The sequence below is a fragment of the Mesorhizobium sp. P160187 genome (genome assembly GCF_057766425.1).
Genome location: NZ_JBYMDX010000003.1, coordinates 1,258,103 through 1,274,315 on the forward strand (window position 1 = coordinate 1,258,103; position 16,213 = coordinate 1,274,315).

A 16,213-nucleotide genomic window follows, 5' to 3' on the forward strand; every position below is an offset into this window, starting at 1 on the left:
GGCTCATTCGGCCGCGGCTTTGCCGTGCTGGCCAAACCGCCGCTCGATATAGTCGGCAACCATTTTTTCGAAATCGGCGACGATCGACGGACCGCGCAGCGTCGCCGACTTCTTGCCGTCGACGAAGACGGGTGCGGTCGGCGTCTCGCCGGTGCCGGGCAGCGATATGCCGATATCGGCGTGCTTGGATTCGCCGGGGCCGTTGACGATGCAGCCCATCACCGCGACCTTGAGGTTCTCGACGCCGGGATATTTCTCCCGCCAGACCGGCATGTTCTTGCGCAAATCGGCCTGGATGTTCTGGGCGAGCTCCTGGAACACGGTGGAGGTCGTGCGACCGCAGCCGGGGCAAGCGGCGACGATCGGCACGAACTGACGGAAGCCCATGGTCTGCAGCAGTTCCTGCGAGACCTGCACCTCGCGCGTGCGGTCGCCATTCGGCTCCGGCGTCAGCGAGATGCGGATGGTGTCGCCAATGCCTTGCTGCAAGAGGATGCCCATGGCAGCCGACGAGGCGACGATGCCCTTGGATCCCATGCCGGCTTCGGTGAGGCCAAGATGCAGCGCATGGTTGGAGCGCGTGGCAAGCTCGGCATAGACGGCGATCAAATCCTGCACGCCGCTGACCTTGGCCGACAGGATGATCTTTTCGCGGGCGAGGCCTATCTCTTCGGCCATTTCGGCCGACAGGATCGCCGACTGCACGATCGCTTCGCGGGTTACTTCCTGCGCCGTCAGCGGAAAGCCTTGGCGCTGGTTTTCGTCCATCAGCCGGGTGAGCAGCTCCTGATCGAGCGACCCCCAATTGACGCCGATGCGCACCGGCTTGTCATGCCTGATCGCCATTTCGACGATCGCGGCGAACTGGCGGTCCTTCTTGTCCTTGAAACCGACATTGCCAGGATTGATGCGGTATTTGGCCAGCGCCTCGGCACAGGCCGGATGATCGGCCAGCAGCTTGTGGCCGATATAGTGGAAGTCGCCGACCAGCGGCACATTGATGCCGAGCCGCTCGAGCCGTTCGCGGATGCGCGGCACGGCGGCGGCGCTCTCGTCACGATCGACGGTGATGCGCACGATCTCGGAGCCGGCGCGATGCAAAGCCGCAACCTGCGCGACGGTCTGGTCGATATCGGCCGTGTCGGTGTTGGTCATCGACTGCACGACGACCGGCGCGCCGCCGCCGACGATCACGCCGCCGACATCGACGCCGACCGATGTCCGGCGCGCAAAGGGGGAGGAAAAATACCCGGTCATGCCGGCAGCCTCTTGATCAACCGAGCGACACACGTCCACGTCGACGCACGCTCAATCAGCTATCAGCGCATAGCGCTGAGGTTCGGGCATGAGGTGGAGGAGCAAAGATGGCTTGTCAATGGCGACAGACAAGCAGAGCCGCCAAATCGCAGCAGCGCGGCGACCCCACAGACGGGTTTCGCCGGCCAACAGTATCGGAATCAGTAGCAAAAACAGGCCTCCGGCGGCATGTCGCCACCGGAGCGATAGTCACGCGCCAAGGCGGCGCGTCTAATCCTGGAAGGGCGTCAGTGTCTCGTCGGTTTCGCCTTCAGTTTTTCAATCTCGTCCTTGAGTGCCAGCTTGCGTCGCTTCAGATTCACGATTTCGAGGTCGTCGACCGATGGATGGTTCATCGCATCGTCGATCTCGCGTTCGATATCACCGTGTTTCCGCTGCAACTCATCAAGATGGGATGCAAGAGACATGATTGGTTCTCCCTTTCATGGTTTCCTCGATTGCAGCCGTCAAAGGCACGTCCACCGCAGGTCGCATCTGTGACGGCACCACGATAGTCTGCCACCATCCGGCTGCGATGTCGAATGCTGCGTGGTAGCATTCCACGACAATGTGATATGTGATATTGGCTGCGCGCCGGCGGCAATTGATGCCGCCCCCGCCCAATCATGCCCATTGCCGGGCGCCGCAGACATGCAGACGGTAGAGAATGTCCGACCAGGAAAAGGCCGATGTCCGCCTCGAATTTTCCCGCCTGAAGCAGGAGCATGCCGATTTCGACGCGGCCATCAATGCGATGATCGCCATGGGCTGCGACCCCTTGCAGATCCAGCGCATGAAGAAGAAGAAGCTTTTCCTCAAGGACCGGCTGATGGCGCTGGAAGACAAGATCATTCCGGACATCATCGCTTAGCCGACGGCCTCGGGGCCTAACTGCTCACCCCGCTATCGACAGCCGCGCCGCGCGATGGCGCAGCAACGTCAGCAATTCGTCGGTCTTCTCCGCTGAAGTGTCGATCGGCACCACCAGGCACATCGTCGCCTCGACCTTGCCGGCGGCCGCGAAGACAGGGGCGGCCAGGCATTTGGTGTAGGCGTCGACCAGCCCCGAAGTGATGCAATAGCCGGTCGTTCTGGCCGTCGCGATATCGGCAATGAAGTCGTCGAACTGCAGCCTGCGGCCGTCGGGCAGCAAAAGGTCGTCTTCCGAGACCATGTCCTGGATGGCGGCCCTTTCCAATCCGGCCAGAAGCAGCCGCCCCGATGCCGTCCATGGCAGCGGGATCTGCAGGCCAGTGGCCGAGCTGATGCGGAACGGCCTGGTGCCGGGGCTGGAATGGACGATGGTATAGCGCCCGCTTTGCAGCATGCACAATTCGGAGGTCTCGCCGGTCTCGCGCGACAGATTGTCGACCTCCTGCCGGCCCCGCCTAAGCAGGTCGTTGCCCCTGACATAGTCCATCCCATAGAGGTAGAGCTTCTTGCCGAAATAGACCCGGTTGCCGTCGCCCTCCATCTCCAGGAGACCCGCATCGACCAGCGAACGCACCAGCGTATAGGTGGTGGAGCGCGGCGCATTCACCCCCTTGGCGAGATCGCCAATGCCGATGGCGCGCTGCGTGACATGCAGGAATTCCAGGATCTCCAGCACCCGGTTGAGGCCCTTCTCGCGCGAGCCGGAGGTCTTGTCGGGCGTCGGGCTCTCGGCTGGACCAAGCTCCGCCCGATCCGTGAGTCCATTGCTGTCTTGCATAACTGATTCCTGATGTTAGTATCTGTCTTGTATAGGATACATGTGTCTATTGTAAGAGACAATTCAGGTCGGCGACACGTGTGTCTGTAAGGGGAACTCAAACAACAGGAGGTCGCAGTGAACGACGCATCCAAGCGAGATTTTCTGAAACTGGGCATGGCCGGGCTTGCAACGGCGGGCGTGATGACCGCTGTCAGCGCCGAAAAGGCGGCGGCACAAGCCGCATCCGACAGCGTTCTGCGCACCGCGCTTGACCGCGGCAAGCTGATCGTCGGCACCGGCAGCACCAACGCGCCATGGCATTTCGAAAACGATGCCGGCGAGCTGGTCGGCATGGACATCACCATGGGCCGCATCCTGGCCAAGGGTCTGTTCGACGATCCGAGCAAGGTCGAGTTCGTCATGCAGGATCCGGCGCAGCGCATCCCCAATGTCACCACCAACAAGGTCGACATTACCATCCAGTTCATGACCATGACCGCGCAGCGCTCGCAGCTGATCCACTTCTCCAGGCCATACTATGTCGAGGGCGTCGCCCTGCTGACGCTGCCGACGGCGGAAAACAAGACCTTCGACAAGCTGCTCGCCGGTGGTTCGGCGACGCGCATCTCGATCCTGCAGAATGTCGATGCCGAAAGCTCGGTCCATTACGCCCTGCCGGAGGCGCAGGTGCTGCAGATCGACACCCAGGCCAATGTGCTGCAGGCACTGGAATCGAAACGCGCCGATGCCGCCGCTGTCGATCTTTCAACCGTGCGCTGGCTGGCCTCGCGCAACCCCGACAAATATTTCGATGCCGGCAAGAGCTGGTACTCGATGCTCTACGGCGCGGCGGTCAGGCAGGGCGACCTGGACTGGCTGACCTTCGTCAACCAGACCTTCACCATCGCCATGTTCGGCCATGAGACCGCACTCTACGACGCCGCCTTCAAGGACTATTTCGGCCAAGAGCCGCCGGCCCGCCATCCCGGTTTCCCGGTTGTCTGACAAGTGCTGGCGGAAGGGTTAGCCCTTCCGCCTTCTAGTTCGCATCCCCTTGGTTATTGCGGGAGACGCATGGGCTATACGCTCAACTTCAACCTGATCTGGCGTCATTTCGACAAGCTGTGGGGCGGCCTTCTGCTCAGCCTCGAGCTTGCCGTGATTTCGATTGCCATCGGCGTCGTCATCGGCCTGGTGCTGGCGGTCTGGTATGTCTCGGCCGGACGCGTGGTGCGCGCCATCATTGCGGCTTACGTCGAATTCATCCGCAACGTGCCGCTGATCCTGCTCGTCTATCTTGTCTTCTACGGCCTGCCGACGGTGATCGACGTCGCCTACGACGCGCCGACCTCGTTCGTGCTGACGCTGTCGGTCTATAGCGGCGCCTATCTGGTCGAGGTGTTCCGCTCCGGCCTGGAAGCCGTGCCGCGCGGCCAGCTCGATGCCGGCAAGGCGATCGGGCTGACGCCTTGGCAGCGGTTGGTTCACGTGCGCCTGCCGACCATGCTGCGCATCACGCTGCCGGCGCTGTCCAACACCTTCATCTCGCTGTTCAAGGACACGTCCATCGCATCGGTCATCTCGGTGCCCGAGCTCACCTTCGGCGCCCAGTGGATCAACTTCAACACCTTCCGCATCGTCGAGGTCTATCTGGTGACGACGGCGATGTACCTGGTGACCGGTTACACCCTGCTCTTCGGGCTGCGGCTGGTCGAACGCCGGTTCAGGGCTGCGCGCTGACATGCTGAGCCAGATCCTCTACGCCGTACCGTTCCTCGCCCAGGGCTTCGCCATCACCTTGTGGGTGTCGCTGCTGGTCGTGGTGCTGTCGCTGATTGCCGGTGTCGCGCTCGGCGTCGGCCTGGTCTACGGCCCGGCGCCGCTGCGCTGGGCGGTGCGTATCTTCTCCGACACCATCCGCGGCATCCCGATCCTGGTGCTGATGTTCTTCGTCTATTACGGCCTGCCAGCCATCGGCCTGCATCTGCAATCCTTCTCGGCGGCGGTGCTGGCGCTGACCTTGTTCAAGACCGCGCAGGTCATTGAGTATCTCCGGGGCGCCGTCGGCTCCATTCCCAAGGGCCAGTCAGAAGCGGCGATGGCCATTGGGCTGACTTTTCGCCAGCGGCTCACCTACGTCATCTTTCCGCAGGCCTTCCGGCGCTTCCTGCCGCCCTGGATCAACGGCGTCACCGATGCGGTCAAGGGCAGCGCCCTGGTCTCGCTGCTCGGCATCACCGACCTGATGCAGGCGATCAACCAGGTCATCGGCCGCACCTATGAGGCGATGCCGCTCTACATCCTCGGCGCCTTGATCTATTTCGCCGTCAACTATGCGCTTTCCTACGCCAGCCGGCGGCTGGAACGGCGCTTTGCCTTCATCCGGGACTAGCACGATGGCCACAAGCTCGAACGACAATGCTGCCCTTCTCGACATTGCCGGGGTCTCGAAAGCCTTTGGTTCGGTCGAGGTGCTTCGCTCGGTCAGCCTCAAGGTGGACAGGGGCGAGGTGGTCACCGTCATCGGCCCTTCCGGCAGCGGCAAAACCACCCTGCTGCGCTGCGTCAACTTTCTCGAAAGCTACGACTCAGGCTCGATCCGCATCGACGGCAAGGAGGTCGGTTTTCGTGAGGCCGGCGCGCGCCAGCGGCGCAGCGAGCGCGACCTTGCCAATATGCGCGCCGAAACCGGCATGGTGTTCCAGAGCTTCAATCTGTTTCCGCACCTCACCGCCGCCGGCAACATCATGCTCGGCCTCACCAAGGTGCGCGGCAAGAGCAAGGCCGAGGCGCGCCAGATCGCCGAGCATTGGCTGAGCCGCGTCGGCCTCGCCCACAAGGCCGACAGCCTGCCGGCGGAACTCTCCGGCGGCCAGCAGCAGCGCGTCGGCATAGCGCGGGCAGTCGCCATGGAGCCGAAGATCCTGCTGCTCGACGAGATCACCTCCGCGCTCGATCCCGAACTGGTCGGGGAGGTGTTGGCCGTTGTGCGCAGCCTGGCCGAAGACGGCATGACCATGGTGATGGTCACGCACGAGATGGCCTTTGCCCGCGACGCTTCGAGCCGCATTGTCTTCATGGCCGATGGCGGTGTCAGCGCTGTTGGCCCGCCGAAGGAGATCCTTGCCGAAGAGACCACCAATGAGCGCCTGCGCTCTTTCCTGGCGCGCTTCCGCGCCTCGCATTTCTGACATGGGCGGCCCAAAGCAATTCCAGGAAAAGTGTAAGCGGTTTTCCCGGGAAAAGCGCGAAGCGCTTTGCCTTGGGAATTGCGTAAAACAACGGGCCGGCCCAAGGAGAATTCTTCCATGACGCCTTACATCCGGCTAGCCGAACTCGGCCTGACGCTGCCCGAGCCGCCGACGCCGATCGGCAATTTCGTCACCCATGCGGAAAGCGGCCGGCTGATCTTTCTTTCGGGTCAAGGGCCGTTGCGCGCCAACGGCACGCTGTGCACCGGCAAGGTCGGCGAGGACGTCACCGTCGAGCAGGCCTATGAGCATGCCCGCCTCACCGGCCTCAACCTGCTCGCCGTCATGCACGCCGCCGCCGGCGATCTCGGCCGCATCGTGCGCGTCGTCAAATTGCTCGGCTTCGTCAATGCGACGCCGACCTTCAGCGACCACCCGAAAGTGGTCAATGGCTGCTCGGACCTGTTCGCCAGCGTCTTCGACAAGATTGGGGGCCATGCCCGCTCGGCGATCGGGGTCGGCTCGCTGCCTGGAAACATCACCGTCGAAATCGAAGCGGTCGTCGAGATCGCTGCCTGACAGTCAAGGGATATGCTCCAAATGAAAACCTATTCCGACACCGGCTCCAACACCACGATCCGTGAACGGCTGGGACTGAGGCCGATCATCAACGTCTCCGGCACGATGACGACCCTCGGCGCCTCGATCATCGTTCCCGAGGCGATCAGCGCCATGGCCGAGATCGCCTCGCAATGGGTGGAGATGGACGATCTGCAGCGCGCCGCAAGCGTGACCACCGCCCGCCTCACCGGCGGCGAGGCCGGCTTCATCACCGCCTGCTGCGCCTCAGGCATCACAATGGCGATCGCCGGGGCGATGACCGGCACCAATTTGCTGGCGATCGAACGGCTGCCCGACGATACCGAGGGGCTGAAGTCCGAAGTCGTCATCCAGCTTGGCCATATGGTCAATTACGGCGCGCCGATCGACCAGTCGATCCGCGTTGCCGGCGCCAAGGTCATTTCGGCGGGTACGGTCAGCGTCACCCAGGATTATCACGTGCGCGAGGCGATCAATGAGCGCACGGCGGCGGCGCTCTACGTCGTGGCGCACCACACCGTGCAATACGGCATGCTTTCCCTCGAGGAATTCTGCGATATCTGCCACGCCATGGGCGTGCCGGTGATCGTCGATGCGGCTTCCGAATATGATCTACGCAGCTTCCTGGCGCGCGGAGCCGACATCGTCGTCTACAGCGGCCACAAATTCCTTTCGGGGCCAACCAGCGGCATCGTCGCCGGCCGCAAGGATCTCGTCCGCGCCGCCTATCTGCAAAACCGCGGCGTCGCCCGCGCCATGAAGGTTGGCAAGGAAAGCATCGCCGGCACGATGGCGGCGCTCGAAGCCTGGGAAAAGCGCGACCATGCCGGCATCCGCCAGCGCGAGGAAGCGGCGCTCAATCTATGGAGGGATTCGCTGCAGGGAATACCCGGCATCGTCGCAAACATCATTCCCGACCCGACCGCCAATCCGCTCGACCGGCTGCAGATCTTCGTCTCCCCCGAAAGCCGCTTCAGTGCCGCCGGCCTCGCCTCGGCATTGGCGGCCGGATCGCCGCCCATCATCGTGCGCAACCACGAGGTCGAGCGTGGCCATTTCTTTCTCGACCCCTGCAACCTGCACCCAGGCGAGGCCGAGATCGTCGCCGAACGCCTCCGCGCCGTGCTCACCGCGGCCGACAGGCCGGCGGATGCGATGAGACAGCCGCGAAAGGATTCATCCGGCGCCCTGCGCTGGCCGGACTAGGCTGCGGCGGCCGCCATCCTTGCGGGCCAGCCCGAATTCCGCTAAGGCGCGCCTTTACCGCCGGGAGCATGCGCTTGACCGACCACCGCGCCGACGTCGCCATCATCATGGGCAGCCAGTCCGACTGGGCGACGATGCGCCACGCCGCCGAAACGCTGGAGGCGCTGGGCATTCCGCACAAGCGGCTGATCGTCTCCGCCCACCGCACCCCGGACCGCCTCTATGATTTCGCCAAGGGCGCCAAGGCGGCCGGCTACAAGGTGATCATCGCCGGCGCCGGCGGCGCCGCCCACCTGCCCGGCATGACGGCGGCGATGACGCCGCTGCCGGTGTTCGGCGTGCCGGTCGAATCGAAGGCGCTGTCCGGCCAGGATTCGCTGCTCTCCATCGTCCAGATGCCGGCCGGCATTCCGGTCGGCACGCTTGCCATCGGCAAGGCGGGTGCGGCCAACGCCGCCCTTCTGGCGGCCGCCGTGCTGGCGCTGAACGACGAAGAACTTGCCGCCCGCCTGGATGCCTGGCGCACCGCCCAAACCGCCAGGGTCGCCACCGAACCGACGGACGCGCCATGAGCCTGCCCGCGGGATCGAGCATCGGCATCATCGGCGGCGGCCAGCTCGGCCGCATGCTGGCTGTTGCCGCAGCGCGCCTCGGCTACCGCACAATTATCCTCGAACCGCAGGCCGATTGCCCGGCGGCTCAGGTCGCCAACCGCCAGATCGCCGCCGCCTATGACGATGCGGACGCCCTTGCCGAACTGGCGGCAGTCAGCGCCGTCGTCACCTACGAATTCGAGAATGTGCCGGTAGCGGCTGCCGGCGCGCTCGCCGCCAAGGTCCCGGTCTATCCGCCGCCCAGGGCGTTGGAAGTCGCCCAGGACCGGGTGGCGGAGAAGCTATTCCTGAACGGCATCGGCATCAGGACAGCGGATTTCCGCTCCGTCGACAATGACGACGAGCTGACGGCGGCGCTGAGAGAGTTCGGTGGCAGCGGCATCTTGAAAACCCGCCGCATGGGGTATGACGGCAAGGGCCAGCGCGTCTTCCGCAACATGGAGACGGGCGGCTTTGCCGGCACATGCGAGACCATGGGCAACGTGCCGCTGATCCTCGAATCCTTCGTCGCTTTCGAGCGCGAAATCTCGGTCATCGCCGCGCGCGGGTTGGACGGCGCGGTCGCCGCCTACGATCCGGCTGAGAACGTCCACCGCGACGGCATCCTGCATACCTCGACCCTGCCGGCCCAGATCAGGCTGGAGACGGCGGCAACGGCACAGGCCGCGGCGGCGAAAATCCTGTCGGCCCTCGACTATGTCGGCGTCATCGGCGTCGAGTTCTTCGTTCTTGCCGATGGCACGCTGCTGGCCAACGAAATGGCACCGCGCGTGCACAATTCCGGCCACTGGACGGAAGCCGCCGGCATCGTTTCGCAGTTCGAGCAGCATATCCGCGCCATTGCCGGCCTGCCGCTGGGCAACCCTGGCCGGCATTCAAACTGCGTCATGGAAAACCTGATCGGCGACGATGTGCTGCGCGTACCCGCTTTGCTCGCCGAGCCCGATCTGATGCTGCATCTCTACGGCAAGGCGGAAGCGCGCCCAGGCCGCAAGATGGGCCATTTCACGCGCATCAGCCGCCGTAGCTAAGCCATTCCGGCACTTTGCGCGAGGGCGTGGCTCGAGCCCTATTGCAGCTCGTCGTTCAGATCCCCGTCCTCGTCGGGGCTGGCGCAACTCGCATCGCCTTCCCTACAATTGGCGCCCGCGGTGAGCTGTTTGATTCGCTGGTCCGTCAGTTCGGTCAGGCATTGTGAAACCTCCATCGGATGGATGGAGCCGCCTTCGCTGTCTGTCGTCGTATAGGCGCATTCGGCGTTGCGGAAGGCGATCCAGGCGCGTTGCGCGACCTGCAGCAGCTTCCTGCTCTTGTCGTCGTTGCGACCGACGAGATCCTTGTAGGCCTGGTTGAGCTTGGCATCGGCCGCCTGATAGTCCTCGCCGGCGCAGATGTTCATCATCTGCTGGCTGTCGTCGTTGCGGTCGCATTCCTGCGCCTGCGCGGTGGATGCCGCTGCCACAACGGCAAGGCAGGCGGACACAAACAACAGGCGCATGGAGGTCTCCAAATCGGCTTGCGGGTGCCGCACCATTCCAGCCCGCCTTCGGCCGCGCAATGGCGTGGAGCCGAGATGGCGGATATTTTGATAGCCAAAGCCATTCTCGGCCTCTATCCAGCACGCTTGCGGTTGACACGGGCAAGGCTCCTCGTTTATGAGCCACCGCAAGTTCAAAGGCGCGCTTTTCAGGCGCGCCTTAATAATTCGGCCCGGACAGGGCCCAGACCGACGGGCAAGACCATGAAGATCAAGAATTCGCTCAAGGCGCTGAAGGCGCGTCACCGCGACAACCAGTTGGTTCGCCGCAAGGGCCGCGTCTACATCATCAACAAGACCGCTCCGCGCTACAAGGCGCGCCAGGGCTGAGTGTTCGGCCGGGGGCTCGTTGCCTCCGTCCATATGATGGTAATTGCCTGGTTCCAGGCACTTTCACGCTAATTTCAGTTTGACGATCCGCCGTCCGGGGTTAGATTCCGGCGATGCGGATTCTTTTTGCATTTTTGGCCACCCTGTTTCTTTTCGGCGTCGCTCCGGCGTCGGCGGACGATCCGCCGGCAAAGCCGCCGGTTGCCCTGACCAGGGAAGCCAGGCTCGACCAACTGTTTGCCGAGCTGAAGCGCGAGCGCAACGAAAAGGCGGCCGAGCGCATCGCCGGGCGCATCTGGGGCGAATGGTTCCAGTCCGGCAGCGCCTCGATCGACCTGATGATGCAATGGTCGCAAAAGGCGATGGACGACCAGAAGTTCGACGTCGCCCTCGACTTCCTCGACCAGGTCGTCATCCTTCAGCCAAAATATGCCGAAGGCTGGAACCGGCGCGCCACCGTCCATTACATGATGAAGAATTTCGGGAAATCGATGTCCGACATCGACCAGACGCTGCAGCTGGAACCACGCCATTTCGGCGCGCTTTCCGGCCTGGCCCAGATCATGGCCGCCACCGGCCACAAGCAATCGGCGCTCGAAGCCTGGCAGAAGGTGCTTACCATCTATCCGATGATGCGCAGCGCCCAGGACCAGGTCGCGGCAATTTCGGAAGAGCTTGCCGGCGAAGGAATTTGATTAGGCAGTAGGAATCAGGGATTAGTCAGTAGTCAGTAGAGAAGATTGGTGAGACGCCACCTCCCTACTCCCTACTCCCTACTCCCTACTCCCTACTCCCTACTCCCTACTCCCTACTCCCTACTCCCTCCACCCCGTATCTCCGCGCATGAACCTCATTTACGCCGCCTGTGCTTTGCTCCTCGCGCTCGTCTTTGCCTTGGCCGGTGTCACCCGCGCCGGCGCGTGGCTGATCGAGTGGCGAAACCCGCCGGCCGGCGAATTTGCCGACATCGACGCCACCCGCATCCACTATGTCCACGTGCCGGCGCCTCAAAATGCCGAGCTGCCGGCGATCGTCTTCATCCATGGCGCCAGCGCCAACCTCAGGGATCAGATGCTGCCGATCAGGCCTTTGCTCGAAGGCCGCGCCGAGATGGTCTTCCTCGACCGGCCGGGCTTCGGCTGGTCGGCGCGCGGCCCCGGCAATGAGAGCCCGTCGGGGCAGGCCGACACCATCGCCAGGCTGATGGACCGTCTCGGCATCCACAATGCGATCATGGTCGGCCATTCCTTTGGCGGCGTGATCACCGCCGCCTTTGGCCGCGAACACCCGGAGAAGACGCTCGGGCTGGTCTTTCTGTCGCCGGTCAGCCACCCCTGGCCGGGCGGCGCGACCGCCTGGTACTACAAGCTGACCGCCACCCCCATCATCGGCTGGCTGTTCTCGCAGACATTGACCTATCCGGCAGGCACGCTGCAGATGGACGGCGCCACGGCCTGCGTGTTTTCTCCCAACAAGGTGCCGGAAGGCTACGTCGACAATGCCTCGATTCCGCTGGTGCTGCGTCCCGGCGCTTTCCGCGCCAACGCCATCGATGTCGCCGGCCTCTACGACTATACGCTGAAGGCCGCGCCGCATTACCGCGACATCACAGCGCCGACGATCGTCATCTCGGGCGATCGCGACAAGGTGGTCTATGCCTCGATCCATTCGGTCGGCCTGGTCAGGGACATCCCCGGCGCCGAACTGATCTGGGTCCACAATCTCGGCCACAAGCCGGATTGGATCGCCTCCGACCTCGTCGTCGGCGCGATCGAGAAAGTCGCCGGCAAGGTCGTCGACCTGCAGGCAATGGCAAAAACCGTGGAAGCACGCATCGCCGGCGATGCGTACAACGGTGCACAGTGCCCCGACATTACGGTGCCCGACGCGCAACTCGCCCCGACGTGACGGCCGCATGTATGTCCTGAAGCACGGAATCAAGAAAAACCCCGAAGCGTTCTGGGCGCTACCGGATCGCATCTTCTTCGGCTACGGCGCCTGCCACATCCTTGCGGGCACCTTCCTCAGCCATCCTCCCCTGGACGGATTCTACGGCGAACGGATCATTCCGGGCGAGGATTTCTACGGCAACCATATCTATATGACGAACGGCGTGATCGCCTTCGACTATCACGGCTATTCCAGCCGAGCGCGGCTTCTGCAGCACCATGGAAGGGGATGGGCTTCGCATAGCGCAGGCTGGCACTGCACGCTGGAAAGGGTCGATTTCGACCTGCTCGACACCGCCGACCTCAACCGGCGAAAGATGCGCGCCCCAGATCAGTATCTCTATGACCCAATCCCTCGCGCACACCGCTTCCTTCGGCGCATCGATCACGCCGAAGGTGCGGCAAGAGCGCTGCGAACTGTGATGAGTTGAAGCCTCTGTCAACCTATGTTGCGGGTGGCCTGCACGTCCGACCCGACATAGGCGATGCGCAGCATGTTGGTCGAACCCGGCGTCCTCAGCGGCACGCCCGCCGTGATGATGACACGGTCGCCCGGCTGGCCGAACCCCTCTTCGAAAGCGATGCGGCAGGCGCGGTCGACCATGTCGTCGAGGTCGCTGGCGTCGGGCGAGACGACGCAATGCGTGCCCCACAAAAGCGACAGCCGCCGCGCCGTGTTGAGGATCGGCGACAGCGCGATGATCGGCACTTGCGGCCGCTCGCGCGCGGCGCGCAGGCCGGTGGTGCCCGACGCCGTATAGGTGATGATCGCCGACAGTTTCAGCGTCTCGGCAATCTCGCGGGCCGCGAGCGAAATGGCGTCGGCGCCGGTTGCTTCCGGTTCCGAGCGCTGCGCGTTGATGATGCCGGCATAGGTCGGGTCGGTTTCGACCTTGGTGGCGATGCGGTTCATCATCGCCACCGCCTCGACCGGATAGGCGCCGGCAGCGGATTCGGCTGAAAGCATGATGGCGTCGGCGCCCTCGAACACGGCGATCGACACGTCGGACACCTCGGCGCGGGTCGGCACCGGCGCGGTGATCATCGATTCCAGCATTTGCGTGGCGACCACCACCGGCTTGCCGGCGCGGCGCGCGGCGCGCGTGATCTGCTTCTGGATGCCGGGCACCGCTTCCAGCGGCATTTCCACACCGAGATCGCCGCGGGCGACCATCAGCGCGTCGGAGAGTTCGATGATTTCGGCCAGCCGGGCTACCGCCTGCGGCTTTTCGATCTTGGCCATGATAAGCGCCCGGCCGCGCGCGATCTTGCGGGCTTCCGCCAAATCCTCCGGCCGCTGCACGAACGACAGCGCCACCCAGTCGACGCTTTCCGCCAGCACCGCATCGAGGTCCTTGCGGTCCTTTTCGGTCAGCGCACCGACCGGCAGGTCGGTGTCGGGCAGGCTGACGCCCTTCTTGTCGGAAATGGTGGTGCCGGCGACGACGGTGCAGGTGATCGATTTGCCGTCGCTCTTCACCGCCCTGAGCTCCAGCTTGCCGTCGTCGATCAACAGACGGTGGCCGGCCTCGACCGAACTCAGGATTTCGGGATGCGGCAGGTAGACGCGGGTCGACGTGCCGGGCTCGGGATTGTTGTCGAGGGTGAAGGTCTGGCCCGGGGTCAGCACCTCCTTGCCGTTGGCGAACTTGCCGACGCGCAGCTTCGGTCCCTGCAAATCGGCCAGGATGCCGATCGGACGGCCGACCTTTTCCTCGACCGCGCGGATGCGGCCGACCAGCGTGCGCATCAGCTCGTGATCGGTGTGGCTCATATTGATGCGGAAGACATCGGCGCCGGCTTCGAACAGCTTCTGCAGCATCTCCTCGGACGAGGAGGCAGGACCGATGGTGGCGAGGATCTTGACCTTGCGGCTACGTCTCATTGACTGTTTGTTCCCGGGGCGGCTGGAGCGCCTCCCGTTGTGGACTCATCGGTCAGCTGGACCATCCAGCTTGCCTGCTCGCCCGTGTCATATTCCTGGAATCCGGCGCGCTGGAAGCCCCGGGCGACGCAATCGGTAACGCCGGCAATCTTGAATTCTTTTTCGGCCACGCACATGTTGATCGGGCCATCCCAGCGCCCGCCGCGCTCGGCGTCTTCTGCATAAAGATAGTAAAACCTCGATGACAGCGGACCTTCGATCAGCGTCTTGCAGCTCGATCCTTCGATGTGCCACCACCCCTCGGTGATCCAGCCTGCCTTGGCGCGGTAGCCGATGCCGACGCCGACCAGGTTCTGCGTGGCGTTGCAGACGCGGAAATCGGCGCGGGCGGGCGAAGCCGCGACCAGCGCGGTGAGCCCTAGCGTCAGGGTCAGGAGCGGCACGGCAAAGGCGGTGCGCGCACGCGGCCTGCCGGCGGAACCCATCCCGAAACCCCTCAATAACGTCATCTGCATCTCTCAGCGCCCCTTTTCGGAAAAGTCCGGGCGCATGTCAACGCGCCGTTCTGTCCAATTCCAATCGATTTAGAAAGGCCCCCGACACGCGATCTGCCGCGCGTCACAGGATTTTCGCAGAAACCGTGGCCAAACAACGGCATTGCGCAACAGTCCTCTTCGTGGGAATGACGATACCACCCTCCCCGGAAGCCAGCGAACAGACCTTTCCAGCCAATGACCCGATCCACAGTTTTCGCGCCTTTCGATATCGTCGAAGGCGACCGCAAGCGAGGCATCGTGCTTGTCGCCGACCATGCCCGCCGCGACCTGCCGGAGGAGTATGGCAGTCTCGGCTTGCCGGCGGCGGAACTCGATCGCCATATCGCCTACGACATCGGTGTCGAGACGGTGACGCGCGAACTGGCCGCAGCGCTCGACGTGCCGGCGGTGATCGCCAATTTTTCGCGGCTGCTGATCGATCCCAATCGCGGCGAGGACGACCCGACGCTGATCCGCCAGCTCTATGACGGCACTGTCGTGCCGGGAAACTACCCTATGGCACCGGCCGAACGCGAAAGGCGGCTCGACGGCTTCTACCGGCCTTATCAGGACGCGGTCGGCGCCATGATCGCGTCGGTGGCGCACGCCTCAGGCAAAGCGCCGCTCATCTTCTCCGTACACTCCTTCACCCCTGTCATGCAGGGCTTCATCCGCCCTTGGCATGTCGGCATATTGTGGGACCTCGACGACCGCGTGGCGCGGCCGCTGATCGACATGCTGGCGCAGGATAAAAACCTCGTCGTTGGCGACAATGAACCCTATGACGGCGCGTTGCGCGGCGACACCATGTTCAAGCACGCCATCGTCAACGGCTTTGCCCATGCGCTGATCGAGATCCGCCAGGACCTGATATCAGACCGCAAGGGGGCGCTGGCCTGGGCGGAACGGCTGGCGCCGATCGTTGACGCCATCGACCGCCGTCCCGATATACATCAGGTGAAGATGTTCGGCTCGCGCACCGGGCCGCTGTGAGGACCCAAGGCAATGACCGAACTCAGCGATGACCAGAAACGCGATTTCGAGGCCGCGGCCTTCCGCCGGCTGGTCGAGCATCTGCGCGAGCGCAGCGATGTGCAAAACATCGACCTGATGAACCTCGCCGGCTTCTGCCGCAACTGCCTGTCGAACTGGTATCGCGAAGCGGCCGAGGCTGAGGGCGTCGATCTCGGCAAGGATCAGTCGCGCGAAATCGTCTACGGCATGCCCTATGCGCAATGGCAGGCGCTGAACCAGACCGAGGCTTCGGACGCCAAGAAAGCGGAGTTCGAGGCAAGACGGCCGAGGGATCACTGAAGTAGCGCGCGGTTCACAGGATTGACGTCGGCGGGACAGCGCCTAACGGTTTCCCCTTAGAT

At 63.7% G+C, this 16,213-nt stretch carries 21 protein-coding genes; 15 read left to right on the forward strand and 6 right to left on the reverse strand.

Annotated features, from left to right (window positions below):
- Positions 1-3: 3 nt before the first annotated feature.
- Positions 4-1,257, reverse strand: coding sequence for a flavodoxin-dependent (E)-4-hydroxy-3-methylbut-2-enyl-diphosphate synthase (ispG, locus tag AC3CCE_RS09460; protein ID WP_352623649.1), 1,254 nt, complete (start codon positions 1,255-1,257; stop codon positions 4-6).
- Positions 1,258-1,544: 287 nt separating this feature from the next.
- Positions 1,545-1,724, reverse strand: coding sequence for a YdcH family protein (locus tag AC3CCE_RS09465; RefSeq protein WP_023684024.1), 180 nt, complete (start codon positions 1,722-1,724; stop codon positions 1,545-1,547).
- 239 nt (positions 1,725-1,963) lie between these two features.
- Between AC3CCE_RS09465 and AC3CCE_RS09470 the strand changes: the two genes are divergently transcribed.
- Positions 1,964-2,167 carry a YdcH family protein gene (locus AC3CCE_RS09470; RefSeq protein WP_023673103.1) on the forward strand — a complete coding sequence of 68 codons (204 nt, stop codon included), beginning with the start codon at positions 1,964-1,966 and terminating at the stop codon, positions 2,165-2,167.
- Between the two features lie 24 nt (positions 2,168-2,191).
- Here the strand turns inward: AC3CCE_RS09470 and AC3CCE_RS09475 are convergent, their stop codons facing one another.
- A complete protein-coding gene (locus AC3CCE_RS09475; RefSeq protein ID WP_023673104.1) occupies positions 2,192-3,007 on the reverse strand; it encodes an IclR family transcriptional regulator in 816 nt (271 codons plus the stop codon).
- Positions 3,008-3,163: 156 nt separating this feature from the next.
- Here AC3CCE_RS09475 and AC3CCE_RS09480 point away from each other — a divergent pair, with 156 nt between their 5' ends.
- The 8 genes from AC3CCE_RS09480 (at position 3,164) to AC3CCE_RS09515 (ending at position 9,631) form a co-directional block, all read left to right on the forward strand.
- Complete coding sequence (locus tag AC3CCE_RS09480; RefSeq protein WP_023673105.1) at positions 3,164-3,994, forward strand: transporter substrate-binding protein; 831 nt, start codon at positions 3,164-3,166, stop codon at positions 3,992-3,994.
- 69 nt (positions 3,995-4,063) lie between these two features.
- Positions 4,064-4,729, forward strand: coding sequence for an amino acid ABC transporter permease (locus tag AC3CCE_RS09485; protein WP_023693641.1), 666 nt, complete (start codon positions 4,064-4,066; stop codon positions 4,727-4,729).
- Between the two features lies 1 nt (position 4,730).
- The gene (locus tag AC3CCE_RS09490) at positions 4,731-5,381 is read left to right on the forward strand and encodes an amino acid ABC transporter permease (protein WP_023684027.1); all 651 of its coding nucleotides are present in this window, start codon (positions 4,731-4,733) and stop codon (positions 5,379-5,381) included.
- Between the two features lie 4 nt (positions 5,382-5,385).
- Positions 5,386-6,180, forward strand: coding sequence for an amino acid ABC transporter ATP-binding protein (locus tag AC3CCE_RS09495; protein WP_023673108.1), 795 nt, complete (start codon positions 5,386-5,388; stop codon positions 6,178-6,180).
- Between the two features lie 117 nt (positions 6,181-6,297).
- Positions 6,298-6,759 (forward strand): RidA family protein, encoded by a 462-nt coding sequence (locus AC3CCE_RS09500; RefSeq protein WP_352623653.1) that lies wholly within the window; start codon positions 6,298-6,300, stop codon positions 6,757-6,759.
- 21 nt (positions 6,760-6,780) lie between these two features.
- On the forward strand, positions 6,781-7,986 hold the full coding sequence (locus tag AC3CCE_RS09505) for an aminotransferase class V-fold PLP-dependent enzyme (protein WP_352623655.1): 1,206 nt from the start codon (positions 6,781-6,783) through the stop codon (positions 7,984-7,986).
- 74 nt (positions 7,987-8,060) lie between these two features.
- Positions 8,061-8,558: a 5-(carboxyamino)imidazole ribonucleotide mutase gene (purE, locus tag AC3CCE_RS09510; protein WP_023745755.1), complete on the forward strand. Its 498-nt coding sequence runs from the start codon at positions 8,061-8,063 to the stop codon at positions 8,556-8,558.
- Positions 8,555-9,631, forward strand: coding sequence for a 5-(carboxyamino)imidazole ribonucleotide synthase (locus AC3CCE_RS09515; RefSeq protein ID WP_352511929.1), 1,077 nt, complete (start codon positions 8,555-8,557; stop codon positions 9,629-9,631). Before purE ends, AC3CCE_RS09515 begins: the two co-directional genes overlap by 4 nt.
- Positions 9,632-9,669: 38 nt before the next feature.
- Here the strand turns inward: AC3CCE_RS09515 and AC3CCE_RS09520 are convergent, their stop codons facing one another.
- On the reverse strand, positions 9,670-10,098 hold the full coding sequence (locus AC3CCE_RS09520; RefSeq protein WP_352511930.1) for a lysozyme inhibitor LprI family protein: 429 nt from the start codon (positions 10,096-10,098) through the stop codon (positions 9,670-9,672).
- Positions 10,099-10,341: 243 nt separating this feature from the next.
- Here AC3CCE_RS09520 and ykgO point away from each other — a divergent pair, with 243 nt between their 5' ends.
- The 4 genes from ykgO to AC3CCE_RS09540 all read left to right on the forward strand — a co-directional run bounded on the left by ykgO (position 10,342) and on the right by AC3CCE_RS09540 (position 12,847).
- Complete coding sequence (ykgO, locus tag AC3CCE_RS09525; protein WP_006327841.1) at positions 10,342-10,467, forward strand: type B 50S ribosomal protein L36; 126 nt, start codon at positions 10,342-10,344, stop codon at positions 10,465-10,467.
- Between the two features lie 113 nt (positions 10,468-10,580).
- Positions 10,581-11,162, forward strand: coding sequence for a tetratricopeptide repeat protein (locus AC3CCE_RS09530; protein ID WP_023684032.1), 582 nt, complete (start codon positions 10,581-10,583; stop codon positions 11,160-11,162).
- Between the two features lie 148 nt (positions 11,163-11,310).
- The gene (locus tag AC3CCE_RS09535; RefSeq protein ID WP_352623657.1) at positions 11,311-12,375 is read left to right on the forward strand and encodes an alpha/beta fold hydrolase; all 1,065 of its coding nucleotides are present in this window, start codon (positions 11,311-11,313) and stop codon (positions 12,373-12,375) included.
- Between the two features lie 7 nt (positions 12,376-12,382).
- A complete protein-coding gene (locus AC3CCE_RS09540; RefSeq protein WP_352623659.1) occupies positions 12,383-12,847 on the forward strand; it encodes a hypothetical protein in 465 nt (154 codons plus the stop codon).
- An 8-nt stretch (positions 12,848-12,855) separates the two neighbouring features.
- Here AC3CCE_RS09540 and pyk read toward each other — a convergent pair whose 3' ends face one another.
- Positions 12,856-14,301 carry a pyruvate kinase gene (pyk, locus tag AC3CCE_RS09545; protein ID WP_023673117.1) on the reverse strand — a complete coding sequence of 482 codons (1,446 nt, stop codon included), beginning with the start codon at positions 14,299-14,301 and terminating at the stop codon, positions 12,856-12,858.
- Positions 14,298-14,786, reverse strand: a complete 489-nt coding sequence (locus AC3CCE_RS09550; RefSeq protein ID WP_023673118.1) for a DUF1036 domain-containing protein — start codon at positions 14,784-14,786, stop codon at positions 14,298-14,300. The genes pyk and AC3CCE_RS09550 overlap by 4 nt, the downstream gene beginning before the upstream one ends.
- Positions 14,787-15,032: 246 nt before the next feature.
- Between AC3CCE_RS09550 and AC3CCE_RS09555 the strand changes: the two genes are divergently transcribed.
- Positions 15,033-15,830, forward strand: a complete 798-nt coding sequence (locus tag AC3CCE_RS09555; protein WP_023690052.1) for an N-formylglutamate amidohydrolase — start codon at positions 15,033-15,035, stop codon at positions 15,828-15,830.
- Positions 15,831-15,842: 12 nt separating this feature from the next.
- Positions 15,843-16,151 carry a DUF1244 domain-containing protein gene (locus AC3CCE_RS09560; RefSeq protein WP_023690051.1) on the forward strand — a complete coding sequence of 103 codons (309 nt, stop codon included), beginning with the start codon at positions 15,843-15,845 and terminating at the stop codon, positions 16,149-16,151.
- The last annotated feature ends 62 nt before the right edge of the window (positions 16,152-16,213 follow it).

Bases quoted from the DNA above. Each gene is read 5' to 3' on its own strand.
- ispG (WP_352623649.1), bottom strand. From the start codon at position 1,257: ATGACCGGGTATTTTTCCTCCCCCTTTGCGCGCCGGACATCGGTCGGC.
- AC3CCE_RS09465 (WP_023684024.1), bottom strand. From the start codon at position 1,724: ATGTCTCTTGCATCCCATCTTGATGAGTTGCAGCGGAAACACGGTGAT.
- AC3CCE_RS09470 (WP_023673103.1), top strand. From the start codon at position 1,964: ATGTCCGACCAGGAAAAGGCCGATGTCCGCCTCGAATTTTCCCGCCTG.
- AC3CCE_RS09475 (WP_023673104.1), bottom strand. From the start codon at position 3,007: ATGCAAGACAGCAATGGACTCACGGATCGGGCGGAGCTTGGTCCAGCC.
- AC3CCE_RS09480 (WP_023673105.1), top strand. From the start codon at position 3,164: ATGGCCGGGCTTGCAACGGCGGGCGTGATGACCGCTGTCAGCGCCGAA.
- AC3CCE_RS09485 (WP_023693641.1), top strand. From the start codon at position 4,064: ATGGGCTATACGCTCAACTTCAACCTGATCTGGCGTCATTTCGACAAG.
- AC3CCE_RS09490 (WP_023684027.1), top strand. From the start codon at position 4,731: ATGCTGAGCCAGATCCTCTACGCCGTACCGTTCCTCGCCCAGGGCTTC.
- AC3CCE_RS09495 (WP_023673108.1), top strand. From the start codon at position 5,386: ATGGCCACAAGCTCGAACGACAATGCTGCCCTTCTCGACATTGCCGGG.
- AC3CCE_RS09500 (WP_352623653.1), top strand. From the start codon at position 6,298: ATGACGCCTTACATCCGGCTAGCCGAACTCGGCCTGACGCTGCCCGAG.
- AC3CCE_RS09505 (WP_352623655.1), top strand. From the start codon at position 6,781: ATGAAAACCTATTCCGACACCGGCTCCAACACCACGATCCGTGAACGG.
- AC3CCE_RS09515 (WP_352511929.1), top strand. From the start codon at position 8,555: ATGAGCCTGCCCGCGGGATCGAGCATCGGCATCATCGGCGGCGGCCAG.
- AC3CCE_RS09520 (WP_352511930.1), bottom strand. From the start codon at position 10,098: ATGCGCCTGTTGTTTGTGTCCGCCTGCCTTGCCGTTGTGGCAGCGGCA.
- ykgO (WP_006327841.1), top strand. From the start codon at position 10,342: ATGAAGATCAAGAATTCGCTCAAGGCGCTGAAGGCGCGTCACCGCGAC.
- AC3CCE_RS09530 (WP_023684032.1), top strand. From the start codon at position 10,581: ATGCGGATTCTTTTTGCATTTTTGGCCACCCTGTTTCTTTTCGGCGTC.
- AC3CCE_RS09535 (WP_352623657.1), top strand. From the start codon at position 11,311: ATGAACCTCATTTACGCCGCCTGTGCTTTGCTCCTCGCGCTCGTCTTT.
- AC3CCE_RS09540 (WP_352623659.1), top strand. From the start codon at position 12,383: ATGTATGTCCTGAAGCACGGAATCAAGAAAAACCCCGAAGCGTTCTGG.
- pyk (WP_023673117.1), bottom strand. From the start codon at position 14,301: ATGAGACGTAGCCGCAAGGTCAAGATCCTCGCCACCATCGGTCCTGCC.
- AC3CCE_RS09550 (WP_023673118.1), bottom strand. From the start codon at position 14,786: ATGGGTTCCGCCGGCAGGCCGCGTGCGCGCACCGCCTTTGCCGTGCCG.
- AC3CCE_RS09555 (WP_023690052.1), top strand. From the start codon at position 15,033: ATGACCCGATCCACAGTTTTCGCGCCTTTCGATATCGTCGAAGGCGAC.
- AC3CCE_RS09560 (WP_023690051.1), top strand. From the start codon at position 15,843: ATGACCGAACTCAGCGATGACCAGAAACGCGATTTCGAGGCCGCGGCC.